This window comes from Corynebacterium sp. NML120713, from assembly GCF_001875735.1.
Taxonomy (GTDB): Bacteria; Actinomycetota; Actinomycetes; order Mycobacteriales; family Mycobacteriaceae; genus Corynebacterium; species Corynebacterium pseudogenitalium.
The window spans coordinates 277968-303688 of record NZ_MLCR01000013.1 but is presented as its reverse complement, the minus strand read 5'-3'; the positions used below and the strand labels follow the sequence as shown (position 1 = coordinate 303688).

25 protein-coding genes are annotated in these 25721 nt (G+C 58.0%); 2 read left to right on the top strand and 23 right to left on the bottom strand.

The window, feature by feature from the left end; all coding sequences use genetic code 11:
- Window positions 1–493 precede the first annotated feature (493 nt).
- The 4 genes from BJP06_RS07765 to BJP06_RS07750 are packed head-to-tail and all read right to left on the bottom strand — an operon-like array spanning window position 494 to window position 4499.
- Window positions 494–1618 carry a cysteine desulfurase family protein gene (locus BJP06_RS07765; protein WP_070363537.1) on the bottom strand — a complete coding sequence of 375 codons (1125 nt, stop codon included), beginning with the start codon at window positions 1616–1618 and terminating at the stop codon, window positions 494–496.
- A gap of 5 nt (window positions 1619–1623) precedes the next feature.
- Window positions 1624–2778, bottom strand: a complete 1155-nt coding sequence (locus BJP06_RS07760; RefSeq protein WP_070362602.1) for an SAM-dependent methyltransferase — start codon at window positions 2776–2778, stop codon at window positions 1624–1626.
- A complete protein-coding gene (locus tag BJP06_RS07755; RefSeq protein WP_070362603.1) occupies window positions 2775–3632 on the bottom strand; it encodes an NUDIX hydrolase in 858 nt (285 codons plus the stop codon). Before BJP06_RS07755 ends, BJP06_RS07760 begins: the two co-directional genes overlap by 4 nt.
- Before the next feature lie 24 nt (window positions 3633–3656).
- On the bottom strand, window positions 3657–4499 hold the full coding sequence (locus BJP06_RS07750; RefSeq protein ID WP_070362604.1) for an ABC transporter ATP-binding protein: 843 nt from the start codon (window positions 4497–4499) through the stop codon (window positions 3657–3659).
- A gap of 210 nt (window positions 4500–4709) precedes the next feature.
- On the opposite strand from BJP06_RS07750, the gene BJP06_RS07745 reads away from it, so the two are divergent.
- Complete coding sequence (locus tag BJP06_RS07745) at window positions 4710–6734, top strand: maltotransferase domain-containing protein (RefSeq protein WP_071573417.1); 2025 nt, start codon at window positions 4710–4712, stop codon at window positions 6732–6734.
- Between the two features lie 34 nt (window positions 6735–6768).
- Complete coding sequence (gene glgB, locus BJP06_RS07740; RefSeq protein WP_177224284.1) at window positions 6769–8973, top strand: 1,4-alpha-glucan branching protein GlgB; 2205 nt, start codon at window positions 6769–6771, stop codon at window positions 8971–8973.
- A gap of 56 nt (window positions 8974–9029) precedes the next feature.
- On the opposite strand, the gene BJP06_RS07735 is transcribed toward glgB, so the two are convergent.
- The 19 genes from BJP06_RS07735 to rho all read right to left on the bottom strand — a co-directional run bounded on the left by BJP06_RS07735 (window position 9030) and on the right by rho (window position 25618).
- Window positions 9030–9908 carry a tetratricopeptide repeat protein gene (locus tag BJP06_RS07735; protein WP_071573413.1) on the bottom strand — a complete coding sequence of 293 codons (879 nt, stop codon included), beginning with the start codon at window positions 9906–9908 and terminating at the stop codon, window positions 9030–9032.
- A 3-nt stretch (window positions 9909–9911) separates the two neighbouring features.
- Window positions 9912–10217 carry an MTH1187 family thiamine-binding protein gene (locus BJP06_RS07730; RefSeq protein WP_070362607.1) on the bottom strand — a complete coding sequence of 102 codons (306 nt, stop codon included), beginning with the start codon at window positions 10215–10217 and terminating at the stop codon, window positions 9912–9914.
- Between the two features lie 10 nt (window positions 10218–10227).
- Entirely contained in the window at window positions 10228–10515 is a 288-nt protein-coding gene (locus BJP06_RS12310; protein WP_071573411.1) for a hypothetical protein, read from the bottom strand.
- A gap of 15 nt (window positions 10516–10530) precedes the next feature.
- Entirely contained in the window at window positions 10531–11223 is a 693-nt protein-coding gene (nucS, locus tag BJP06_RS07720) for an endonuclease NucS (RefSeq protein WP_070479532.1), read from the bottom strand.
- Between the two features lie 45 nt (window positions 11224–11268).
- On the bottom strand, window positions 11269–11742 hold the full coding sequence (locus tag BJP06_RS07715) for a DUF2550 domain-containing protein (protein ID WP_070362609.1): 474 nt from the start codon (window positions 11740–11742) through the stop codon (window positions 11269–11271).
- 169 nt (window positions 11743–11911) lie between these two features.
- On the bottom strand, window positions 11912–12286 hold the full coding sequence (locus BJP06_RS07710) for a F0F1 ATP synthase subunit epsilon (protein ID WP_071573409.1): 375 nt from the start codon (window positions 12284–12286) through the stop codon (window positions 11912–11914).
- A gap of 9 nt (window positions 12287–12295) precedes the next feature.
- Window positions 12296–13789, bottom strand: a complete 1494-nt coding sequence (gene atpD, locus BJP06_RS07705; protein WP_070362611.1) for a F0F1 ATP synthase subunit beta — start codon at window positions 13787–13789, stop codon at window positions 12296–12298.
- 3 nt (window positions 13790–13792) lie between these two features.
- Entirely contained in the window at window positions 13793–14767 is a 975-nt protein-coding gene (locus BJP06_RS07700; protein WP_070362612.1) for a F0F1 ATP synthase subunit gamma, read from the bottom strand.
- A gap of 52 nt (window positions 14768–14819) precedes the next feature.
- Window positions 14820–16490, bottom strand: a complete 1671-nt coding sequence (gene atpA / locus BJP06_RS07695; protein ID WP_070362613.1) for a F0F1 ATP synthase subunit alpha — start codon at window positions 16488–16490, stop codon at window positions 14820–14822.
- 9 nt (window positions 16491–16499) lie between these two features.
- Window positions 16500–17333: a F0F1 ATP synthase subunit delta gene (locus tag BJP06_RS07690; protein ID WP_070362614.1), complete on the bottom strand. Its 834-nt coding sequence runs from the start codon at window positions 17331–17333 to the stop codon at window positions 16500–16502.
- Between the two features lie 5 nt (window positions 17334–17338).
- Entirely contained in the window at window positions 17339–17908 is a 570-nt protein-coding gene (locus BJP06_RS07685; RefSeq protein ID WP_071573408.1) for a F0F1 ATP synthase subunit B, read from the bottom strand.
- Window positions 17909–17955: 47 nt separating this feature from the next.
- On the bottom strand, window positions 17956–18198 hold the full coding sequence (locus BJP06_RS07680; protein WP_070362616.1) for an ATP synthase F0 subunit C: 243 nt from the start codon (window positions 18196–18198) through the stop codon (window positions 17956–17958).
- A gap of 106 nt (window positions 18199–18304) precedes the next feature.
- Complete coding sequence (gene atpB / locus BJP06_RS07675; RefSeq protein ID WP_071573407.1) at window positions 18305–19099, bottom strand: F0F1 ATP synthase subunit A; 795 nt, start codon at window positions 19097–19099, stop codon at window positions 18305–18307.
- A 441-nt stretch (window positions 19100–19540) separates the two neighbouring features.
- Window positions 19541–20002, bottom strand: coding sequence for a hypothetical protein (locus BJP06_RS07670; RefSeq protein ID WP_255365815.1), 462 nt, complete (start codon window positions 20000–20002; stop codon window positions 19541–19543).
- Window positions 20003–20013: 11 nt separating this feature from the next.
- Window positions 20014–21156 carry an MraY family glycosyltransferase gene (locus BJP06_RS07665; protein WP_070362618.1) on the bottom strand — a complete coding sequence of 381 codons (1143 nt, stop codon included), beginning with the start codon at window positions 21154–21156 and terminating at the stop codon, window positions 20014–20016.
- Entirely contained in the window at window positions 21157–21816 is a 660-nt protein-coding gene (locus BJP06_RS07660; protein ID WP_070362619.1) for an L-threonylcarbamoyladenylate synthase, read from the bottom strand.
- 37 nt (window positions 21817–21853) lie between these two features.
- Window positions 21854–22720, bottom strand: coding sequence for a peptide chain release factor N(5)-glutamine methyltransferase (prmC, locus tag BJP06_RS07655; RefSeq protein ID WP_177224283.1), 867 nt, complete (start codon window positions 22718–22720; stop codon window positions 21854–21856).
- Window positions 22707–23780 carry a peptide chain release factor 1 gene (prfA, locus tag BJP06_RS07650; RefSeq protein WP_071573404.1) on the bottom strand — a complete coding sequence of 358 codons (1074 nt, stop codon included), beginning with the start codon at window positions 23778–23780 and terminating at the stop codon, window positions 22707–22709. The genes prmC and prfA overlap by 14 nt, the downstream gene beginning before the upstream one ends.
- A complete protein-coding gene (gene rho, locus BJP06_RS07645) occupies window positions 23780–25618 on the bottom strand; it encodes a transcription termination factor Rho (protein ID WP_083433234.1) in 1839 nt (612 codons plus the stop codon). Before rho ends, prfA begins: the two co-directional genes overlap by 1 nt.
- Between the last annotated feature and the right edge of the window lie 103 nt (window positions 25619–25721).

Here is a 25721-nt window from a genome sequence, read left to right as displayed (position 1 = left end):
AACACGCCCACAAAACCCGGATTGTTCAACACATCTAGCCCCACAACCTGCACACATAGCTTAAAAAACACTCAGAAACCATCGCAGCAAACCCAACATGTTCAACAAACCCACCGACACCTGTCGACGGGTGTTCAACAATCAACTCACCCGTATATTATGCGCTCTAGTGCAACAGTAGGTAAGAGAATACTAAGCAAATCGGGATTACCAGGCACGACATGTGTCATTCGACACGTGTCGCCGACACTATTAATGCACAATCTTTTTATACCAAAAACCTTTCATGGTCTGGTGTAGCCAAACTTAGGCCCTATGGATGCGTTAGGCAGACCTTTTCGTGATCGTTGAACAGTTGGTACCCCCGTGTTTTACCCCCGTTGGGTTGGGTCGAAAGTATGAAAGGCCCGAACCAGCATGATGCTTGTACTGGTTCGGGCCCGGCAAACAACGCCAACACATCGACGTTAACTCGCCCACTATCGCGTGAGATCTACATGTTCCCCGCCGCTCGCGCCTTCGCAACTACATCAGCGATGTTCTGGACAAAGTAGTCGACGTCCTCACGTGTGTTCGTTCGCCCCAGCGAAATTCGTAGCGCGCCCAAGCCGAGCGCTTCCTCCACGCCCATCGCCTCAAGCACATGACTCATTCGGGTCACACCACTTGCGCATGTAGACCCAGTTGATACAGCGATGCCCAACGAGTCGAGCAGCATCAGCATCGCGTCCCCGTGGGCACCGCGGAACATGAAGTGGGCATGCCCCTCCACAGCTGGCTCCTGGGTTGTTACCACCACGTCCGGGACCTCACGCTGTACACCTGCCACGAGTGCATCGCGAAGTTCCTTCACGCGTTCGCGTTCACGATCCATCTCAGAGCATGCTTCCGCCAGTGCTACAGCTGTTGCAGCGGCAGAGGCCACGTCTACCGTCCCTGGTCGCAGTCCACGTTCCTGGCCGCCACCGTGAATCGATGCGGTCGGCGCCGGCGAGCGTTTCGCTAGCAGTAGGCCGGTTCCGCGTGGCCCACCAAACTTATGTGCGCTCGCTGCCAATGTGGTAGCACCGAGGTCGTGGAAGTGAACGGGGACCTTTCCAACGGCCTGCACAGCATCCACATGAACAGGAGTGTTCTGAAGCGCAGCTCTGCGAACAACCTCCTTCACTGGCTGGAGTGCGCCAGTCTCATTGTTTGCCCACATCACTGCGGCCACAGCTGCCGGAGTGTCAAGCGCCTCGAGGTCCGACAGGTGGCCGTCGTCGCCTACCGGGAGCCAATCCACGTGCTGTGCTCCTAGTGCCTTGACAGTCTCGAGCACTGCCGAGTGCTCAACCGGTGAACACACCACCCGGTCCCCTTGCTTGCCACGCATGGCTTCGTAGAGACCGCGGACCGCGATGTTGTCTGCCTCGGTGCCCGAGCCTGTGAAAATCACTTCAACCGGGTCCGCGCCAAGCAACTCCGCGACTTGTTCTCTTGCATCGGCAAGCACCGCGTTGGCTTGGCGTCCCGCTGCGTGTTGCGCACCGGGATTCAACGCACCTGCGTGTTCAACCCAGGCATCGATTGCTACCTGACGCATCGGAGTAGTTGCAGCGTGATCGAGATACTTCATGCGCACTACCCTACGCGCTGATGCTCCCTTGCCTCGCAAATGTATGCAGTCGGGCTGTTGCCTGTTCGCGCAATAAGTACCGCCATCTGTCGGTGCCCTTTCAGCTTCATCTTCTTCCGAAGCTGGTCCGGGTTGACGTCTACCCCGCGTACGAGGATCTCAAGCGCCCCCGCTTGGTAGTTGGCCAGTGCTGCCTTAAGACGCTTGAACGGCACAGCCTCTAAGAAACGGAAGCCACTCGTTGCTGCGGGAAGCTCATCACCCGTAAGAAATGCAATGTGCGGGTCCACCATCCACAAGCTGTGCCGGTGCGCCCAGTGGCGAACTAGCCCGGCGCGGATGATCGCTCCGTCGGGCTCGATCATCCAAGTACCTGGTTCGGCGACAGTGGTGTCGTCAGGCTCGTCCGACCTCACTATCTCTCGCGAACCGTCCGCGCGCAGCACCACCGCTTCGCGAATGCCGGATCCGAAACCTTCTGTGTACAGGCAGGTTTCTTTGACGCCGCCATCGAGAGAGACGACGCTGACGAGCCCGCTCCACTCGCTGTAGTCGATTCCGGGTGCACACTTTACTGCGAGTTCTCTGCCACGATGTGCTTCCACGAGGTCTGGCAGGGGTGGTAGGAGTTTTGCTGGGTCGGTGATTCGTCGGCCGTTGGCGCGTCGTGCTGGGTCAGCCACGATGACATCGGCGCGGCTAATGGGTTGCAGTGCATCGGCTTGGCAGAGGAGCACGTTGGCGTCGGCAAGGTTTGCTTGAGCCATCGCAAGCCGTACGCGATCGAGATCGGAGCCTATCCAAGAGAGCTGTTGTTTTCTTATCGACGCCCCTTCGCTTCCCACTGAACAGGTCACGTCGTGGACCGTGGCTGCTCCGAAATCCTTGATCAGCTGCGCTCTGTATTCGGCAACGAGCTGTGGCGTTGCTTGTTGCGCGGCGTCGCTATCGGTAAGCCAATGTTCGGGCATCTTCCCACGGGCGCTGCGCTGCGCAGCGAGTAACTCCGAAACGACACGGGCATGATCGCCGAATTCCTTTTCCAGTACGGCTCTGTCGCGAATTAGCGTACTTGGAATGAGTTCGAGGTCCGGTCCAAGCGCCAGAATCTTTTGCAGGTTGTCCCGTAGGAACCCAACCTCGTCCAAAGTAAAACTCATTTGGGCGTCCCGATCCTATCTGTCGGGTGCTGGTGGAAAAACTCGTGGTAGCGCGGATCATCGGCGGGGTCTCCGATGATCGGGCGCATGTCGGCGTTGCGTGCAAGTTTGACCGCATCCTCGAAGGTGTCGCAGGAGCACAGCTGTTGGAGTTGCCCCCATGTTGATGGCACGAAGCGAACGAGCCCGGCGCGCCATCCTTCCATGAGTAGCTTCGGGGAGAACCAGTTTGCGTCGTCTGCCTCGCCGGTTTCCGCGTCTGGTTCTTGTCCGATGGGTGCTTTTGCGAGGAAGCTGAAGGTGTCGAACCAGTTACCTCGGTGCGAGCAACCTACCCAGCGTGCAAATGGGATGAGGAGGTCGCTGCAGACGTTGAGTTCATTGGCCTGCAGCATGTCCGTAAGCGAGATCTCGTGCGAGACGAGTTTGAGCCGTTGGTCGTGGAAAGGACGTGCGTCGCCGAGTAGGGTTCCTTCGTCGTCAACGGCGAGCAGTGTTCCGGTTTCTTCGAACAATTCGCGAACAGCGGCAAACAGCAGGGCATGTGCCTTGTATTTGGTGACGCCGAGCCTTCGTGCAACAGAGACTGCCGACTTGCCAATCCACAGGTCTCCGTCATTCCAGGCGCGGGGTGGGAAGTCGCGACTATCGACGCCACCTCCGGGAAAAACTGTCATGCCTGGGTAGTTTTTCATGCTCATGACTCGTTCTTGCATCCACACCTTGATTCCGTCGGGAGTGTCGCGGATAAGGATGACGGTGGCAGACAGGCGTGACCCGTTGAACCCACTGGTTTCCGTTGCGTCGACGGCGTCTGTTGCGTCGACAGAAAATGCGCCGGTTTTGCGGTACACGGTGCTCCACCTCCTCGCGTGGTGTTATGCGCGGTGCGCACCACTTCGTGCGCTTCGTGCACGGCGTGCATAGAACCGGCCGTCGTCGTGCTGCACTTCGATTGGCTGGTGATACGCCTTAGAGACGTTTTCACTGGTCAATACGTCTTCGATAAGACCTTGGGCGATCACTGTTCCTTCGTCGAGCAGCAAGGCATGTGTAAAACCATATGGGATTTCTTCCAGATGGTGGGTGATCATCACCATAGCTGGCGCATCGGGGTCGAGTGCGAGGTCGCCGAGGTATGCGATGAGGTCCTCGCGTCCGCCGAGATCCATACCTGCCGCCGGTTCGTCCATGATGAGCAGTTCTGGGTCGATCATGACCGCGCGGGCGATGAGGACGCGCTTCTTTTCTCCATCTGAGAGCGTTCCCCACGTGCGGTCGATAAGGTGCATAGCCCCGACCTGTTCCAGGACTTCGAGTGCTTGCTCGTAGTCGACGTCCTCGTACTGTTCGCGCCAACGCCCGACGACCGCGTAGCCTGCGGAGACGACGACGTCGCCAACTTTTTCACTTGGCGGAATCATCGAAGCAATCGCTGAGGACGTCAATCCGATTGCCGCGCGAAGGTCACGCATATCTGTTTTACCGATGCGCTCTCCGAGTACGAATGCGACGCCGCGCGATGGGAACTCTTGGGCAGCCGCCATTCGGATCAGTGTGGTCTTGCCGGCGCCATTTGGGCCGACGATGACCCAACGTTCGTCGAGCTCCACCTGCCAGTCGATAGGGCCAACAAGCGTGTTGCCTCCGCGAATAAACTCGACTCCTCGGAAGTCGATAAGCAGATCTGGATCAGTGGTTGGTTCGTTCACGGCTACCATTCTGGCTTCTTTCTACTTCGGCGTCTTGGTGGATAGAAAAACAAGCGACTGAGTTCTCAGTGTAACCATATCGTTGTATGAGAATCGCCACGGATGAAAGCGAACCCTTATGTCGATATTTAACGCGAGAGTTAGCTAGTCTGAGAGAAGAAAGAGCACACCTATAGGTGTGTCCGACTTCCATCGGCCACATGTGAGGACAAAAACGACATGGTTGCACGCTTTGGTATCGACGACGTACGCCCTCAAGTTTCCGGGCGAACTCTTCCGGCAAAGGCGGTGGTAGGTGAGGTTGTGCCAGTCTCTGCCCTGGTGTGGAGAGAAGGCCACGACGCTATCGCTGCAAGCTTGGTTATTACGGATCCGAATGGAGAACAGTACTCCATTCACATGCAGCAAGAACCGTACCGCCCGGACTACACCCACGCGGTGTTTGTCCCCGATGCTCAGGGTCTGTGGCGCTACCGCGTCGATGCCTGGAGTGACGTCATGGCGACGTGGCGCAACGCCGTCACAAAGAAGCTGGAGGCCGGGCAGACTACCGAAGAAATGGCGAACGACATCGCCCACGGCATCCACCTTTTTGAAGCCGCAATTGCGCAGACTCCGGCCCCAGACCGCGAGGTGCTCGAACGGGCCGCTGCGGCGCTAGATAACCCCGCGCTGCCACTGGCTGAACGAATTCTCGCCGGCATTTCTGACGAAGTACTCGAAGTTCTCAATGCTTTTCCGCTTCGGGAGCTCGTCACCCATGGGCCTATTTGCGATATCTACGTAGAACGACGCGATGCGCTGGTGAACTCGTGGTACGAGCTCTTCCCGCGTTCCACCGGCGGTTGGGACGATGAAGGCAACCCGGTTCACGGTACCTGGGCTACCACTGCGAAGGCGCTCGATCGCGTTGCTGCAATGGGCTTTGACACGGTCTACTTCCCTCCTATCCACCCAATCGGTGAGATCAACCGGAAGGGCAAAGACAACACACTTGTCGCCGAGGAGGGTGATGTCGGCTCCCCGTGGGCGATCGGTTCACGAGACGGTGGGCACGATGCCTTCCACCCGCAGCTCGGTGGTGAGAAAGAGTTTTGCGCGATGCTTGACCATGCGCACGAACTCGGATTGGAGGTAGCGCTGGATTTGGCCTTGCAGGCTGCGCCGGATCACCCTTGGGCGAGCGAGCACCCCGACTTCTTCACCATCTTGGAAGACGGCACGATTGCTTACGCCGAGAACCCGCCGAAGAAGTACCAGGATATCTACCCGATCAACTTCGATAACAACCCGGAGAAGGTCTACGAGGAGATTTACCGGGTTGTCATGTACTGGGTAGACCTGGGCATCCGAACGTTCCGTGTGGACAATCCGCACACGAAGCCGGTGAACTTCTGGCACTGGTTGATCACCCGCGTCCACGAGACGCACCCCGACGTCATCTTCTTGGCCGAAGCGTTTACCCGCCCACCAGTGATGTACGGGCTGTCGAAGGCAGGGTTCTCCCAGTCCTACACTCACTTCACCTGGAAAGTATCTAAGAGTGACCTCATCGACTTCGCTGAGCACATGGTCGACGTCGCGGATGTCTCGCGCCCGAACCTCTTCGTGAACACGCCTGACATCTTGCACGCCTCGCTGCAGTACGGAGGTCCAGCCGCGTTCGCAATTCGCGCCACGCTTGCCGCCACAATGAGCCCATTGTGGGGCGTATATTCCGGCTTTGAGCTCTTCGAAGGCGAAGCCGTCGCAGAAGGTAGCGAAGAGTACAACCACTCCGAGAAGTATGAACTGCGCCCACGCGACTTCCAGACAGCCCTCAATAACGGGCAGTCTCTAGAGCCTTACATCACTTCGCTGAACCGCTTCCGCAAGGCGCAGCCTGCGATGCAGCAGCTACGTCAGATTCGCTTCCATCACGTGGACAACGACCAGATCCTCGCGTACTCGAAGGTCGATGCGATCTCTGGCAACGCGGTCCTCGTCGTCGTTAATCTCGACCCTTGGAACGCGCAGGAAGGCACGCTGTACCTCGACGCGCCGGCAGTTGGTCTCGAATATGGTGCGCAGTTTGCCGTCCATGACTTGGTAACTGACGCGTACTACGACTGGGGATCAGAAAACTACGTGCGCCTCGCACCGGAAGTCAACGTCGCTCACATTCTCAAGCTGCCTGATGTTGCGCCACAGAAGAGAGAAGCGCTCGCTTTCCGGCAAATTTCAGATCACGACTACCGCCCATAACAACCGCGACCAAACAGACGCTAGAAAGATCATTATGTCTGCAAATTCAGTCAACCCAGCACTGCTGATCCCGGCTCACGACCGGCACCGCCTCCTCGAATGCAAGCACCACGCACCGCACGACTTCTACGGATGGCACGCGGCACCCGAGGGCTCCCTCATTCGCACCCGATTCCTCGGCGCAACGAACGTCGAGTTACTCATCCACGATGAGATCCGGCAAATGCAGTCCCTTGGCGACGATATTTGGGCGATCGGCTTGACCGACACCAATGCGCCCGACTATCGCTTCAAGGTGCACTACCCCGAGGGCGACCCGGTGACCGTCGCCGACGCATATCACTTCCTGCCTACACTCGGCACGCTCGACCTGCACCTGATTAGCGAAGGCCGCCACGAGCGTCTCTGGGAGGTGCTCGGCGCCAACGTCCGTACCTACGAGACGACGCTCGGCACCGTCACTGGTACCTCGTTCGCTGTGTGGGCACCGAATGCACAGGGCGTGGCCGTCGTCGGTGACTTCTGTGCATGGAACCCAAACCAGTACCCGATGCGCGTCCTCGGTTCGACTGGAGTGTGGGAGATCTTCATCCCGGGCATTGAGGCAGGCACCACGTACAAATTTGCAGTACAGACGTCCGACGGCCGTCGCATCGACAAGGCCGACCCTCTGGCGAAGCAAACGCTGACACCTCCAGAGACCGTCTCCGTGGTTGCCGCCCCTTCCGAGTTCGAGTGGACAGATGAGGATTGGGCGCAAAAGCGCTGCGAAGCAGACCCGACCAACTCCCCAATGAGCGTCTACGAGTGCCACGTCGGCTCATGGAAGAAGGGCGCAACCTTCCAGACGATGCGCGACGAGCTCGTACCGTACCTCATGGAAAACGGCTTCACCCATGTCGAGTTCCTCCCGGTAGCCGAGCATCCATTCGGTGGCTCTTGGGGCTACCAGGTCACGGGGTACTACGCTCCAACCGCCCGTTGGGGAACTCCAGATGATTTCCGCGCACTCGTCAACGACCTACACGCAGCAGGCATCGGGGTCATCGTCGACTGGGTGCCAGCCCACTTCCCGAAGGATGACTGGGCACTCGCCCGCTTCGACGGCACCGCCCTCTACGAGCACCCCGACTGGCGCCGTGGCGAGCAGAAAGACTGGGGCACCTACGTGTTCGACTTCGGGCGCAACGAAGTTCGCAACTTCCTGGTCGCTAACGCCCTGTACTGGTGCGAAGAGTTCCACATCGATGGCCTCCGCGTCGACGCCGTCGCATCAATGCTCTACCTCGATTACTCCCGCCAGCCTGGCGAATGGCTCCCGAACCAGTTTGGTGGGCGCGAAAACTGGGACGCCGTCCAATTCCTGCAAGAGATGAACGCAACGGTTCACCGCAACCACCCAGGCATCGTGACCATCGCGGAGGAGTCTACTGCTTGGCCAGGCGTGACCGCTATGACGGAAAACGACGGCCTCGGTTTCTCCCTGAAGTGGAACATGGGCTGGATGAACGACACCCTCGAGTATTTCTCCCTCGACCCGATTCACCGCTCATACCACCACAATGAGATCACGTTCTCACTGGTCTACGCGTTTTCCGAGCAGTACGTCCTGCCGTTTAGCCACGACGAAGTAGTCCACGGCAAGGGCTCGCTTTGGCAGCGCATGCCTGGCGATGACTGGAACAAGGCCGCCGGCCTTCGCACGCTCTTCGGCTATATGTTCTCCCACCCAGGCAAGCAGCTCCTCTTCATGGGCTGTGACTGGGGCCAGACCACCGAGTGGGACGAAGCGAACTCAATCAACTGGGACAATATTTCTGACGGCTGGGGCCACGAGTACCACCGCGGTATCCAACAACTGGTTCGCGACCTCAACCGGGTGTACGTCGACACCCCTGCGTTGTACGCGCAGGACAATGTGCCTGCCGGATTCCAGTGGGTCAAGGGCGACGACTCACAGCACAACATCCTTGCCTACCTCCGGTGGGATACCGAGGGCAACCCTGTGCTGGCCGTCATCAACATGTCCGGAGCTTCCCAGCCAAATTACCGGATCGGCCTGCCGGTCGCCGGTGAGTGGGAGCTACTCATCAACACGGACGCAGGCGTCTACGGCGGTGCCAACAACGACCTGCCACACACTGTGCACAGCGACGATGTTCAGTGGGATCACTTCCCTCACTCGATCGAGCTGCACGTACCAGCAATGAGCGCACAGCTGTACAAGCTGAGCCGCTAGAACGCTAGAGCCCGGGCCTCAGGAGTTCCTGCAGGCCCGGGCTTTTGCATGTCACGCTAGAACAGAGCACTCGCAAGCTTCGTACGAGCGGCGAGCACACGCGGGTCGCCGGCGTCAAAAAGCCCGAAGAGCTCGAGCAGTCGCTCCTTCGCCTCTGGAGACTGCTTGACCAAGCCCAACAGACGGTCGAAAGCTTTCTCAGGCGCACCGGACACGAGCTCAGCATCAGCAGCCACCAGCTGTTTCGCGACATCGTCAGGGTGCTCCGCAGCATCAGCAATAGGATCAACCGACAAGTTCGCAGGGTCAAGCCGCTTGACGACGGCCACCGTCGCCTTCGCCTGCGCAACCTCCTTGTTACCAGGCTCCTCGCTCAGCATCGCATCGTAGATAGCCGTAGCCTGATCAAAATCACCTGCCTGCATCGCACGAGCGGCCTCTTCCAAACGCGGGTCCTCTGCTGGGGCAGCATCCTCAACGGGCTCCTCGTCTAGGCCCTGCAACTGCCTGCCAACGTTGCTCACCAATGCCTCGAGCCAGGGCTTCAATTCTTCCTCCGACTGATCCCCCTCGAAGCTCGTCAGTGGGCGCCCAGCAGCAAGCGCGAGCGTAGTCGGAACCATCCGTACACCAAGCGCCTGCGCGATCTGCGGAGTGGCATCAGCATCAACGTATGCGTACGCGAATCCTCGCTGACCGGTAGCCAACTTGGTCAACGTCGCCCGTAGCGACTCCGAATCAGCTGAACGCGCACTACCGACATGAACGACAACCGGAATCTGCATTGAGCGCTGCAGTACCTTAGCTTCCAAATCTGCCTCAGTAACCGTAAATACTGGGACAAACCCCTCGCGCTGCATTTCCTCGCGGGCCTCCGCTTGCTTCGCTACCTGAGCTAAATCAACGGCCCCTGCCGTAAATTGTGGTCCTGTCACGTCCTAGTTCTCCTCAAGATGCTTGTTCAAAGACTCCATCTTCTGGTGGAGCATATCTGTAAACCCACGGCGGATATCCGCCTTAATCACCAGCGAAACACGTGGAGACACTTCCTCCACCGCCTGCGTCGCACGCTTAATAACGTCCATGACTTCGTCCCATTCACCCTCAACCGTGGTGAACATGGCTGTCGTCTCATTCGGCAGCCCCGATTCACGAACTACTTTCACGGCGCGTGCCACGGCCTGCGACATCTCCGCGTTCGGCGTGTCAGTGACGGCTGGTGCTACTGAAAATGCTGCAATCATGCCTCATACCCTACCGCCTCGACCAACAATGTTTATGCCAGTGCCGGCGATCATCCGCCCCGCGCCCCACTTCCTTCGGCCACGCAACGACATGGGCTACTCCCGGAGGAATGTTCTGATTACACCCCGGGCACACGTAGAACTTCCGCGCTGCGGAAGAACCAATCTGACGCACTTTGTAGATCTCACCATGCGTCCACCGCGGCCCTTCCATTTCTTGGGTGCCGATAAAGGTGGACCCATCCCGCGGGAGTATATAGCTCGGCTGGATGTTTTGACGCCGATTTCTTCGCGGCACTGCTACATCGCTCCTCTAAAACAGGCGCAGCTCGTCTGATTCAATTCCACGCAGGTCGTCATAGTCCAGCACAATACAGCGAAAACCACGATCTTCCGCGAGCGTGCGGGCCTGAGGCTTAATCTCCTGCGCAGCGAACACACCCTGTACTGGACGAAGTACGCTATCGCGGTTAAGCAGTTCAACATACCTGCTGAGCTGCTCGACGCCGTCGATCCCTCCCCGGCGTTTCACCTCAACGGCAACTGTCTTGCCGTCTGCGTCCTTGGCGAGCAAGTCGACTGGGCCAATCGCCGTCGGATACTCACGGCGGACGAGCGTAAACCCATCGCCGAGCGTAGAAATATGCTCAGCCAACAGCTCCTGTAGGTGCGCTTCCACCCCGTCCTTCACAAGACCTGGGTCTTCACCGAGCTCCACGTTGGTATCAGACACGATCTCCTCGACCGTTATGCGAAGCTGTTCGCCTTTTGGGTTCTCCACGATCCACAACTCGTCCCCCGTGTCTTCCCCATCAATATCCACGACGGCTTGTTCACGTATCGTGCACGGCGGTGTCATCCAGTTCAGTGGTTTATAAGCACGGTCATCTGCGTGGATCGACACAGACCCGTCAGCTTTCATCAAAATAAGGCGAAGCGCAGACGGCAAATGCGCATCAAGACGACCAACATAATCTACTGAACAGCGAGCAATGACAAGACGCATGGATACTAGGCTACCGGTCGTGTCATTCTGTACGGAATTATCCCGCTAGTAGCGCTGATCGCGGCCGCGGTCACGCAGCGCACGCCGACGCAGCGCCTCGTAATCAACCTTTTCCTGCCGCTCATCAGGTGCAGACTCAATCCATGAAATCAACGCCATCTGCGCGCGCTTCTGGCCCGCGAATTCAATATCGCCATCGGCACCGTGCAGCAGTACGGCTTCCTTAATCCCTGGCATGAACGACTGCTCTTCTTGACTCAGCGCTCGCATTCCCTCGAAGCTGGTCTGGGTGCGCTCAATGCACATGTCGTACTGGAATGACAAGGACCGCAGTTTATAAAAACGGAGCTCCTCCGCGTGATAGATCAGCACACCGTGGCGCCAACCGTGGACCCCGGTGGCCGGGAGCTGTCGGAACAGGCCTATCGCGCCGGAGTTGCGGAACATTAAAAAGCGCCACACGCACACAGTGATAACAAAGAACACAAAGAACAATGCCACGTACAGTAAAACGATCACATTGCACCTCTGCTTCGTTCAAACCGACCTTGATGAAAGTATGCGCTTCATTTTAGCGACCTTCGCTGCCAGTGCAAGCAACGAAGAAACGGAAAGCCCCGCTGCTAAAACAGCGGGGCTTTACAAGGTTGAGCGTGGCGCTCTACCTTCCTCCTACGCGGTGACCGCGTTAGCGAGATTCACTGCGACGGACGGCAGCAAGCTCGGCCTCTGCACGAGACTTCGCGAGTGCGTCATCAATGTTCTGAAGCTCTGCCTGAGCTTCATCACGATTCACTTCGTGGGCGAAGATGGCGTAATCCGCAAGAATGGTCACTTTGTCACCTTGCACGGAAAGGAACCCACCCTGGACGGCGGCGACGATGCGCTCGCCGTCGACTGGGCGGATGGTCACGACACCATTGTCCTTGAGCTGACCAAGGATGGGTTCGTGGCCAGGCAGAATGCCGATCTCACCTTCGGTAGTCTGAGCAGTCACGATGCTTGCTGGACCCTTCCAGAGCAAACGGTCTACCGAGACTAATTGAGCGGTAAGTTCAGCCATTATTGCCTCCTAGCCCTGCAGCTTCTTGTAGGCAGCCTCAACGTCATCCAAGCCACCCAGGCCGTTGAATGCCTGCTCTGGGTATGCATCGAATTCACCGTTGCACAGCTTCTCGAAAGCGTCAATGGTCTCCTCGAGAGGTACGTAGGAGCCCTCGTCGCCGGTGAACTTCTTAGCGACGAAGAAGTTCTGGCCCAGGAAGCGCTCGATCTTACGAGCACGCATAACCGTGACCTTATCCTCTTCGGAAAGCTCGTCCATACCGAGAATTGCGATGATGTCCTGCAGTTCCTTGTTCTTCTGCAGAATACCGATAACTCGCTGTGCAACCTCGTAGTGACGCTCGCCAACGATACCTGGCTCGAGGATGCGCGAGGTCGAGGTCAGCGGATCCACTGCTGGGTAAATACCCTTGGAAGCAATGGAACGCGAAAGCTCGGTCGTCGCGTCCAGGTGAGCGAAGGTCGTGGCCGGAGCCGGGTCGGTGTAGTCGTCAGCCGGAACATAAACTGCCTGCAGCGACGTAATCGAACGGCCCTTGGTCGAGGTAATGCGTTCCTGGAGAACACCCATCTCGTCTGCCAGCGTTGGCTGGTAGCCCACGGCCGATGGCATACGACCCAGCAGGGTCGAAACCTCAGAACCAGCCTGGGTGAAACGGAAGATGTTATCGATGAACAGGAGCACGTCCTGGTTCTGAACATCGCGGAAGTACTCCGCCATGGTCAGGCCGGACAGCGCAACACGCATACGAACCCCTGGCGGCTCATCCATCTGGCCGAAAACAAGGGCCGTATCTGGAAGAACGCCCATGTCCTCCATCTCGAGGAAGAGGTCCGTACCCTCACGGGTACGTTCGCCGACGCCGGCGAACACGGAGGTACCGGAGAACTCGCGTGCAATACGCGTAATCATCTCCTGGATGAGAACTGTCTTACCGACACCAGCACCACCGAACAGGCCAATCTTGCCACCCTTCACGTAAGGGGTAAGCAGGTCGATGACCTTAATGCCGGTCTCAAGGATCTCGGTCTTACCTTCCAAGTCCTTGAACGCTGGTGGCTCGCGGTGGATGCCCCATCGCTCACCACCGACGCCGACCGATGGGTCGTCCAAGCACTGACCAAGCGCGTTAAACACGTGGCCCTTGACCTGGTCGCCAACCGGAACGGAGATCGGATTGCCGGAGTCGCGTACCTGTGCGCCACGAACCAGACCGTCGGTTGGTGCCATGGCGATCGTGCGGACGAGGCTGTCACCCAAGAACTGGGCCACCTCAAGCACGATGGTGCGGGACATTTCGCCGAGGTCGATGTCAACCTCAAGCGCGTTGTACAAAGCGGGCAGCTCGCCACGCGGGAACTCCACGTCGACGACTGCGCCGATGACGCGCACGACGCGGCCATTCTCAGACCCTGCCGGGTTCTGAGCGAAATCGGACTCATTCTGAGCCTGACCCGTTGGCTCCTCGCCGAGCTCGTCGTAAGAGTGAGCAGTAGTCATGATTTAGTCACTTTCTCCACTACCAGACAGCGCGCCAGCGCCGCCGATAATCTCGGTGATTTCCTGGGTAATTTTTGCCTGACGGGCTTGGTTAGCCTCACGGGACAAGTTGTTCGCCAATTCGGTCGCATTGTCCGTAGCGTTCTTCATCGCCGTACGACGTGAAGCGGACTCCGCTGCAGATGCCTCCAAGAAAATCGAGTACAGCGAGCGAGAAACATACGCCGGAAGCAGTTCGTCCATCAGCGTATCCGCATCAGGTTCGAAATCCATGTCCGGTTGCACATCCCCGCTTGTGGTGAGCATGTCTTCCTGCTCGTACTCGTAATCCTCAAGCACCGGCTCAATTGGGAGCAACTGGTGCACCCTGGCTTCTTGTGTCAACATCGACACAAATTCTGTGTACACCACGTGTACCTGGTCGAAGCCACGAACCTCCTGACCCTCAGGGCCGTGCAGGCCCTCGCGCCACTTAGCGGTCCCTTCAGAGCTCGCCATGAAGCCGTCGATCAGGTGGCGACGAACGTCGTGGGTCGCTTCCCACGAAGGCTTCTGGGACCAACCGGTCCAAGAGCCTTCGACCTCCATATCGCGGAAACGGTAGTGGGTTACGCCCTTACCGCCCGTGATGTAGCGGACGACTTCGTAGCCAGCTTCCTCAAGCATGCGCTCGAGCTCTGCTGCCTTCTTCAACACGTTGTGGTTATACCCGCCGGCCATACCGCGGTCTGATGTGACCACGAGGACTGCTGCGACTCGACCATTCTCACGCTCACGGAGCATGGGGTGATCGAGGGAGCTCGCAGCTGCGAGGCGTTCCATGACGTCTTTCAGCTCGTCGGCATACGGCTTTGCCGCTTCGACGCGCTGCTGTGCCTTGGTGATCTGCGAAGTCGCGATCAGCTCCTGGGCTTTAGTGATTTTCTTCGTGGAGTTTACAGACCTAATACGGTCACGTAGTTCGCGAAGTGTTGCCATGGTTTACTCTCCTCCCTTCCTATATGTAGACGTTTACGTCTTGTTCCAAGAACTACTTCTTGGGACGGCCGACGTTAAGGGTATTTTTCTTGACCTCACGCTTGTCCAGCGGATCCGCCTCTGGCTCGCGCACGATGTGCTCACCGGTGGAGGACTGGAACGAGCGAGCGAAGTCATCATTGACGCGCAGCAGCGTCTGCTTGCTCGTATCGTCGAGCGCAGCGCCACCGGAGATCTGTTCGTAGACTTCCGGAGCGACGGAGCGAATGTGCTCCTGCAGCTCGAACTCGTAGCGACGCACGTCTTCGACGGGAACGACGTCAAAGGCGCCTTCGTTTGCAAGCCAGATAGATACGATCTGGAACTCAACAGGCTGCGGAGCGTTCTCCGACTGCTTGAGGAGCTCTACGAGACGCTGACCGCGCTCGAGCTGGCGCTTCGAAGCTGCATCGAGGTCGGACGCGAACGCAGCGAACGCTTCCAGATCACGGTATGCAGCAAGGTCGAGACGCAGGTTACCTGCAACCTTCTTCATACCCTTAGTCTGCGCAGCGCCACCGACACGGGACACAGAGATACCCACGTCAATAGCTGGGCGAACACCCTGGTTGAAGAGGTCGGACTGGAGGAAGACCTGGCCGTCTGTAATCGAGATGACGTTGGTAGGAATGAACGCACCCACGTCGTTAGCCTTCGTCTCGATGATCGGCAGTGCGGTCAACGAGCCTGCACCCAGCTCATCGTTGAGCTTCGCAGCACGCTCCAGCAGACGAGAGTGCAGGTAGAACACGTCACCTGGGTATGCCTCGCGGCCTGGTGGACGACGCAGCAGCAACGAGATGGCACGGTATGCCTCTGCCTGCTTGGTCAGGTCATCGTAAATCACCAGCACGTGCTTGCCCTGGTACATCCAGTGCTGGCCCAGTGCTGCACCGGAGAACGGTGCGAGCCACTTGAAGCCTGCGGAGTCGGATGCAGGAGCAGCCACGATCGTGGTGTACTCAAGCGCACCATGCTGCTCAAGGGTTGCACGAACACCGGCGATCGTGGAACCCTTCTGGCCGACTGCGACGTAAATACAACGAACCTGCTTCGACGGGTCACCGGTTTCCCAGAAGTGCTTCTGGTTCAGGATGGTGTCGATGCAGACTGCAGTCTTACCAGTCTTACGGTCACCAATGACGAGCTGACGCTGACCACGACCAATCGGGGTCATGGCGTCAATAGCCTTGATACCGGTCTGCATTGGCTCCTCGACCGGCTGGCGGTCAAGAACGCCTGCAGCCTGCAGCTCAAGTGCGCGCTCTTCGTTGGATTCAATCGGGCCCAAGCCGTCAATCGGCTGACCCAATGGGTTAATAACGCGGCCGAGGAACTCTTCCCCAACCGGGATGGACAGAACTTCGCCTGTCCGCTTTACTTGGTCGCCCTCGGTGAGGGTCTCGAAATTACCCAGAACCACGACACCGATCGAATCGGTCTCAAGGTTCTGTGCGACGCCAATGACGCCGTTCGGAAACTCGAGCAGCTCATTCGTCATGCATCCTGGCAGCCCGGAAACCTGGGCAATACCATCTGCAGCCGAAGTCACCACGCCGACCTCCTCACGGGAGGCCTCCGCGGAGTAGCTCGAGGTGTAGTTCGCTATCGCGCTACGGATCTCATCGGAGGAGATCGTCAGCTCCGCCATGTTCTTCCTGCTCTCGGTAGTTTGTTCCAGCATTATCTCTTACTAAAGGGTCGCGTTGGCGAGAAGGTCGGTGCGCATGCGGTTCAACTTACCGCGCGTCGACCCGTCAATCAGTTCATCGCCGACTCGGATGGTCAGTCCACCGAGGAGGCTGGGGTCAACCTCAGAATGGATCGCCATCTCACGACCGTAAATGTTCTCAAGTTTCTGTGCCAGTGCATCGCGCTGCGCATCAGAGAGCGCCTGTGCGGTGACCACACGTGCCACGGCCTTCCCACGCAACGCGGCGACGTCAGCTGCCAGAGCAGCGAGATCGTCTACCGGGTGGTGTTCTGGACGGCCAATGACCTGCAAAGCTAGCGCTTCAGTAACCGTGGTGACCTTGCCGTAAATGACATTCGCAAGCAGACCGCGCTTCTGTGCGGCTGTAGCGGTTCGGTCGGAGAGAAGCTGAGTAAGCTTCCGCTCCTTCTCAAGCAAGGTGGAGAGTTGGTACAGCTCGTTTTCGACCTGCTCCAACTGCCCTTGAGCCTCCGCGCCCTTCATCAGCGCGCGTCGACCTAGGTTGATCAGGCCTGCGCGGAACTCGCGCGGGTTTGACCACTCCTCGGAAGCTGCTGCAGCAAGGATCTGTGCCGTAGGCTCTGCCACCTTGGCACCGAAAACATCGTTGATGATCCCGCGACGCTGCGCGGCATCAAGCGAGTTATCAGCGACAGCGATGCGCAGTGCACGCTCGGCGTCCAGCTGATCCACGGTCAGGAACAGTTCCGTACCAAGCTGCAATGCAACAGCAACGGTGTCCCCTGCCCCTTGAATCAGCTGATCAAGCTGCTCAGAAACTTTTGTTTGTGCTTCGCGACTAGCTGCCTTCATTTCGCCTACTTCCTCGTAGAAACGTTGTCGAGTTCGGCGAGGAAAGCATCAATCGTGTTCGAGCGGCGGGTATCATCCGAAAGCTCGGTACCCAGCAGACGCTCTGCCAGACTGATGGAGTTCTGACCCATCTCGTTGCGCAGTTCAGCGACGACCTGCTCGCGGAAAGCCAGAAGCTGCTTTTCGCCTGCTTCAACAATTCGACGAGACTCTTCCTCAGCGCGCTCACGAAGTTCTGCCTGAATCTCCTTGCCCTTTGCCCGGGCAGCTTCACGGATCTCAGCAGCTTCGGCACGTGCCTCAGCGAGTTCTGCGTTGTTCTTTTCTAGAGCAGCCTTAGCCTCGGCCTGGGCAACCTGAGCACGCTCAATGCCGCCCTTGATTCGGTCTTCGCGCTCCGCCAGTACTTCCTGGAACTTCGGAAGGACAAACTTCCAGAAGAGCAAGAACACGATGACGAAGACAACGGTCGACCAAACCACGTCGTACATGGCAGGCAGGAGAATGGACGGCTCCGCCTCAAGCGGAAGCTTCTCTCCCTCTGCCAACACGAAAATATCGTTGACGTTAGTCATTGGTTGCTCCTGATCTAAAAAGTGTACGTGGAATTCGTGAGTTCTTTTTAGAACAGGAAGCCTGCAACGAGGCCAATCAGGGCAAGTGCCTCAACGAAGGCGATACCCAGGAACATGGTGGTACGCAGCTGGCCGGCCATCTCTGGCTGACGTGCCATACCCTCAACGGTCTTACCGACCAGCATGCCGATGCCGATACCAGGGCCGATGGTAGCGAGGCCGTAGCCGATGGTGCCGAGACCGGTGTATTCGGTAGCGGCTGCTGCCTGAGCAAGAATGATGTCGTTCATGTGAAAGTCGTTCCCTTTCTTGGTGTTTGCTTGCAACGCTTCCTGCAAACAAACGAGTGACAATTTGTATGGGGTTTATTCAGTTTGACCAGTAGGTTGCGCTTTGTTAGTGCGCGTCTGCATGCAGCGACAGTTCGATGTACACCGCAGTCAACAGAGCGAAGATGTACGCCTGCAGGAAGATAATGATTAACTCATACAGGGTGAACAGCAACGCCGCGATCAGGGTCAGCCCTGACACACTCGTCCAGGCCGAGATCTGCCAGAAGAAGAAGTTCGTAGCAGAGTACAGCAGAACGAGAATGATGTGGCCAGCCAGGAAGTTCGCCATAAGACGAAGTGCCAGCGTGACCGGACGCAGAATGAACGTCGAGAAGAACTCGATCGGCACAACAAGGAAGTGCAGAGCGAACGGCAACCCAGGAATCACGGTCGAGTGCTTGAAGAAGGCAACGCCGTAGCGCTGCACGCCCGCGTAGATCATCGCGATGTAGGCGACAACGGCCAACACAATCGGCATACCGATACGTGCGTTTGGCGAGATGTTGAGGCCAGGGATGATCGTGGCGACATTCATGAACAGGATCGTGAAGAAGATTGTCGCGATTACCGGCAAGAAGCGCCGGCCCTCTTTCTTCCCCAGCGTGTCTTCGGCGATGTGGATGCGGACGAAATCCACGCCCAACTCACCGATATTCTGCAGACCCTTAGGAACCAGTTTTGGCTTCCTAAAAGCAATAACAAAGAGGACCACCAGTACTGCCGCCATGAACAGGCGAACCAGCATGATACGGTCCAGCGCGAACCAGCCATTGGCGAAATCTTCACCAATAAACTGGTCGAACGTGTGCCCCGGGAAAAATTCTGGACCCAATTGGGGTACGTGGAATGTACCCTTCATGGCCAAAGTTGTAACGCTCAGCGTTCTCTCCCGTTCTCGGGCCGCACTTAATGTGCGGTGCGATGGACGTCTCCAACAAGCTGTCTCCGTGGCGGACTCCGTCGCACATCTTCTACCACGGGACAGGGGATGTATTTTCGTGCTTCTTCCAGCGAAAAATAAGGAAGCAGCAAACCTTAACTAACCCGCCCGATACTTTAACAGGTCACAGCGTATTTTCACGCTTTAGGGGGTCTTCCAAAGCTTCTTCTGAGCATTTTTCGGTACCACGCCATTAAATATGGCTGGTACTGGCGTTTTCACCTAAAATGTTACTTCCCCCACACCCGTTCCAAAAAGGGGTAGACACCCACAAATTCGGTAGTAATTCCCCTACATTCCGACATAGAAAAGCGTTGCCACCCCAAGGCGAGGGGGTAGCAACGCAAATGTCTGTACGCCTTAAGGCTTCTGAATATATGCCGTTCGTACGCTCAGTACCCCCATGGCTTCGGCGCCTAACGCAACAACAAGTGCCGCGATCGTAGTTACGCCGAATGCTGTCGAGTCGTAAAACGTCGCGTTCCGAAGCCCAAGCAAGATAAGCACGATGACGACCATCTTGATGAGCCAACCGCCGAGGACGACAGCCATCGTGGTTGTAGGGGTGAAATTAGACGTCGCAAGAACACTGATAGCGGTCAACAGCACAAAGCCACCACCAATACCGACCCCCATCAATACAGCCCAAAGACCTGGCGCGCCGCTCACGGCCCCCCATGCCATCAGCGAGATGATAAGCAGCGCCAGCAATGCCAACGTTCCAAAGCGCAGTGCACGCAGCAGCGGCCGCCGTTGGTTCTCATACTGCTCAGTGTCTGACACTTCCAGGTTCGGCGTCACAGGGTTCTTTGGAGTATCCACGATTGGACATCCTACACAGATACAGGGCCAATCTTGCCTTTCAGCCATGGAATGAGCGTCGCAACAAAGGCCACCACCAACGAAAGGACGGTAAAAGCTACAGCAAATCGGGTGGGGACGATCGAAAAGCTCACCGCACCGAGGGCTACTGCAGAAATCCACATATAGAGGACCAAAACAGTGCGTCTGTGTGTATGCCCGAGGCGAAGCAGTCGGTGGTGAATATGTCCGGCGTCTGCCTCCCACGGTCGCTGTCCACGAATCACCCGTCGAATAACCGCCCAAATCAGGTCAAGCAACGGCAAGGCAATTGCAGCAAGCACAACGATGATTGGGCTCACTAATGCCACCATGTCCGCAGCCCCATAGAGTGACATGTTGATCTTGCCCGACGCTGACGTCGACGCGGCTGCCAGCAGCAATCCAATAAGCATCGCGCCTGAGTCCCCCATGAAAATTCGGGCAGGCTCGAAATTATGCGGCAAGAACCCGGCACAAATTCCGACGAGAATCGAGCAAATGATCGCCGGCGGGTAGGCCGAAACAGCACCACCCTGGTCGTGGAGCACAGTGAGGGAGAAGAGAAGGATAGCTCCCCCGGCGATCATCCCCAGGCCAGCAGCGAGTCCGTCAATGCCATCAACAAAGTTCACAGCGTTGATAATCAACACAGTGAAGAACGCGGACAACAACATACCCTGCACTTGATCGAGGATTAGCGTGGTCCCCTCCCCAAACGGGACGTAAAAGACGGTAAAGACCAGTCCAAGAAAGCTCATGAGGCCAGCTACCAAGAGTTGTCCGCACAGCTTTACGACGGCCCCAAGCTCGTAGAGGTCGTCGATAATTCCAAGAATCACGATGCCGCTCGCACCAGCGAAGACTGCCGTCATCTCGGGCGTCACCGGTGCGAACCCACGTGTGAGCGCCGGGAGCTGCTGCGCAAGAAAAAGGGCGCACACGAGCCCTGTAAACATGGCAAGGCCACCGACAGAAGGCGTCGGCTGGGTATGCACATCGCGTTTGCGGATCTCTGCCACCCTGCCCGTCCGAACGAGCGCTGTGCGCACCACGCCTGTGAGCAGGTAGGTGATCGCTGCGGCAACAAGCAGAACCAAGCCCAATTCACGCAGCGGGACTCCGGCGCCGCCCATCTACTTCCTCCGCAACTGCTCTGGGTCAAGTTTTAGGACTTGAGCAATGCGTTCCGTGCTGATAGCTCCCTCTCGCAGGATGACTGGGCTAGGGCCAGAAATATCGATAATCGTTGACGGGGTGCCAACTTCGGCGGGCCCACCCTCGAGATACACGCCGACTGCCTCCCCGAACTGCTGGCGTGCAGCAGCCGCGTTGAGCGCTGGTGGATTGCCCGTCAGGTTCGCCGACGAGACCGCCATCGGGCCAGTTCGCTGCAGAAGTTCAAGCGCCAGGGGTTGATTCGGCATCCGCAACAACACGGTGCCACGAGTGTCGCCGAGATTCCAGGGAAGGCTCGGGGCTTCCGGAACGACGATCGAAAGCCCTCCCGGCCAAAATGCTTCAACAAGAGTTTTAGCGGTGTCCGTGAACTCCCGCACGAGCCCCTGGATAGTAGTCCAAGACCCTACCAACACTGGCACCGGCATATCGGGGCCCCGCCGCTTCGTTGCCAGCAGTGTCGCCACCGCCTGGTTATTAAATGCGTCGGCGCCGATGCCGTAGACGGTGTCAGTAGGAAGGACGATGCAACGCCCCTCTTTCACTGCGGCTTCTGCTGCCTGCAGTCCTTGTTCGCGTTCTTCTGGTTCGAGGCACTGGAAAACCCTACTCGCCATAATGCTCCTCGTCTCCTTTGTTCAGTACCGGACTAGCTTACTCGCTCCGCTTCCGGGCACAGACAAAGCGGTGCTTTCCGGTGAGGTCCGCTAACCGCTCCACTCTTTCGAACGTGCCGGATGCTGTAACGGCGTCGACAGTCAGGTCAGAAGTTGCGTCATCATGCTCAACTGCAAATACTCCGCCCGGTTTCAATAGCGTCGCAGCCACCGGCACCAGGCCACGTATCGCGTCCATACCGTCGTCTCCGGAAAAGACTGCCTCCGGTGGGTCTACGTAGACCTCTGGGTCCAGACCGTCGGTATTGGGAACGTACGGCGGGTTGCTTACCACCATGTCTACGGTGCCATGCAGCGTAGACAACAAGTTGTGATCAGTCATGTCCCCTTCGACGATCCGGACGTTCAGGCCGAGTTCATCGCGATTTCGTTGGGCATACTCGCGAGCAGCTTCGGACCGCTCCACCGCGATCACCTCGGCGCACGGTACCGCATTCGCGATGTAGAGCGCGAGCGCGCCCGAACCAGTGCCCAGATCCACGACAGTGGGCGCCTGCGAAGTGGCGGACTGCTGCAATGTCTTCACTGCCCAATCGGCTAGGACCTCGGTCTCCGGCCGCGGGATAAACACACCCGGTCCGACACGCAGCGTCAAAGGCCCAAACGGCGCGACTCCAACGATGTGCTGGAGTGGTTCGCGCGATGCCCGGCGTTGAATCGCTGCTTCAAACGCTGTTTCAAACTCCTGGTCAACGTCGAGGAACAGTACGTTCATCGGGGTGTCGTCGAGAAGCCAGGCAGCGATCAACCTCGCGTCGACTGCTGGCGTGGCAACGCCCGCGGCCGCAAGCATCTGCGCGCCACGGGCGATGACCTGTTGAGCGGGGAGTTTACTCGGCTTCAAGTCGTTCCTGCCGCTCGTGCGCCTGAAGCGCTGTAATCAGATCGTCCATGTTTCCGTCAAGCACGGTGTCAAGGTTGTTCGCCTTGTAGTTGATGCGGTGATCCGAGATACGATTCTCGGGCCAGTTATAGGTCCGAATGCGCTCGGAGCGGTCCATCGTCCGCACCTGGGAAGCGCGTCCCTCGGCGGCTTCGGCCTCGGCCTTCTCGCGCTCGAGCTGGTCAAGGCGAGCTTGCAACACCTGCATTGCGCGGGCGCGGTTCTGAATCTGCGAGCGCTCGTTCTGACAGGTCACCACGATATTCGTCGGCAGGTGGGTAATACGCACGGCGGAGTCAGTGGTGTTCACACCCTGGCCGCCCTTGCCGGAGGATCGGTAGACATCAACGCGAATGTCTTTCTCATCAATATTTACCGACGCCACTTCGTCCGGCTCCGGGAACACATATACACCCGCGGCCGACGTCTGAATGCGGCCCTGCGACTCGGTGACTGGCACGCGCTGCACACGGTGTACGCCACCCTCAAATTTCAGCTTGGACCATGCACCGTCACGTGACGGCGTCTTCGCCTTCACCGCGACGGTCATATCCTTTACGCCGCCAAGGTCCGACTCAGACAAGTCGAGTACTTCCCAGGTCAAGCCGTGCTTCTCGCAATACTTTTGGTACATGCGGGCGAGGTCACCAGCAAAGAGGGCCGCCTCTTCACCGCCAGCACCGGCCTTGAGCTCCATGATGATGTCATCACCATCGTGCTCGTCGCGAGGTGCGAGCAGGTCCGCGAGTTCCTCCTCAAGCGCGACGATCTCTTTCGCAAGGCGTTCAGCTTCTTCGGCGAACTCTTTGTCTTCGTACGCCATCTCAGCCGCAGCTTCGTGATCTTCCCTCGCCTGGTTCAGCGCGTCGTTGACCTTGATGATCGGCTGCAGTTCGGCGTAGCGCTTTGAAAGCTTCCGGAATTTATCCTGGTCGCCCGCAATATCTGGGTCGCCCATCTGGGCCTGAATGCCCTCGTATTCGGCGACGTAGTCGTCGACAAGCGAAACTTCGCCAGCCATTAGATGTACTCCTCTGCGTCTTGATCAGCCACCATTGGTGCCGAGTTGGCAACGCCCATCAGGAACTCGCCGTTGCTCTTCGTCTTCTTCAACTGCTTGATCAGCATGTCGATGGACTGCTGCGGGTCAAGTGCCGACAGGATTCGACGCAACTTGTGCATCACGCGCGCTTCATCCGGCCCCATGAGCAGGTCATCCTTGCGGGTACCGGACGGGTTGACGTCGACAGCTGGGAAGACCCGGCGTTCCGCGATCTTACGATCAAGCTTCAGCTCGGCGTTACCGGTGCCCTTGAACTCCTCAAAGATGACGGTGTCACCAGCGGAGCCCGTCTCCACCATCGCCGTAGCGATGATCGTAAGCGAGCCACCCTCCTCGATGTTGCGCGCAGCACCCAGGAAACGCTTCGGCGGGTACAGTGCGTTGGAATCAACACCACCGGACAGGATACGGCCCGATGCCGGCGAAGAATTGTTGTACGCGCGACCCAGACGCGTGATCGAGTCGAGGAGGACAACAACGTCTTGCCCCATCTCAACGAGGCGCTTGGCGCGTTCAATCGCGAGCTCCGCGACAGCGGTGTGCTCTGACGGCGGGCGGTCGAAGGTGGAGGCGATAACCTCACCCTTCACACTGCGCTGCATGTCCGTGACTTCCTCAGGACGCTCGTCAACGAGAACGACCATCAGGTAGCACTCTGGGTTGTTCTTCGCGATTGCGTTCGCGATGTTCTGCAGAATTGTCGTCTTACCAGCCTTTGGAGGGGAGACGATCAGTGCACGCTGACCCTTACCAATCGGCATGACCAGGTCGATCACTCGCGTGGTCAGGATGTTTGGCTCTGTCTCCAGGCGCAGACGCTTATTCGGATACAGCGGGGTCAGCTTGTGGAATTGCTTGCGCTGCTTAGCGTCCTCTGGCGTCATGCCGTTCACGGAATCGACACGGACCAACTGGTTGTAGCGCTGGCGGTTGCGGCCAGAGCCATGCTGGTGACCCTGCCCGTTCGCGCGCACCTGACCGATGACCGCATCGCCGGAGCGCAACCCATTCGCCCGAACGAGGCGGTTGTTCACGTACACATCTGCGCTGCTCTGACGGTAACCAGTGGTGCGGATAAATGCAGCATTGTTGTCAATGACGTCGACGATGCCGGCTACTTCCTGCAGCTCTTCTGGTGGGATGTTCTGGTTATCCTGCTGGTCACGGTTGTTGTCACGGCCGCGGCGTCCACGACGGCCACGGCGTCCACGACGGCCTCCCCCGTCTTCGTCATGGTCGCGGTTGTTACGACCGCCGCGGTCATTGCGTTGGTTGCGGCCGCGGCCGCCGTTGCCGTCGTTGTTGTTTTCAGACTTCTCGTCGGCCGAGCCGTTACCGTGCTTTTCGGGCTTATCGTTCTTCTCGTCGTTCGAGTGCTTCTGTTCTGCGTCGGCATCGTGGGACTCATGATTGTGTCGCGCACGGTTTCGGCGAGCACGGCGTGCCGCAGATCGGGACTCATAGCGCCCCTCGTGCTGCCCGGACTGCTGCTCTTTGCCCTTTTCCTCTTTGCCCGTCTTGTCGCCTTGTTCCTCACTATTTTCAGCGGGATCTGCGGCCTTGCGGGTGGCGCGGCGACGGTTGTCGCTGTGAGTTTCCTCTTCTACTGCCTTCGCAGGTTCTACTGCCTTCGCAGGAGCCTTTCCAGGCACGGTGCCAGTAGTAATTGCTTGGATAAGCTCGCCCTTCCGCAGACCGGAGACACCTTTGAGGCCTTTTTCTGCAGCAAGTTTGCGCAGTTCAGGAATCTTCAGCGCTTGAAGGTCAGTTCCTGCTGCGTTTCCCGTATCTGTCACGGATGTCCTTTCGTCACTTCGCCAGCAAAGAGAGTGAACACTGATTCGAAGCTTTCGTGTGCATTGTGTCGTTTCGTTCACTGTGCGCTGCAACTTCGTTAGC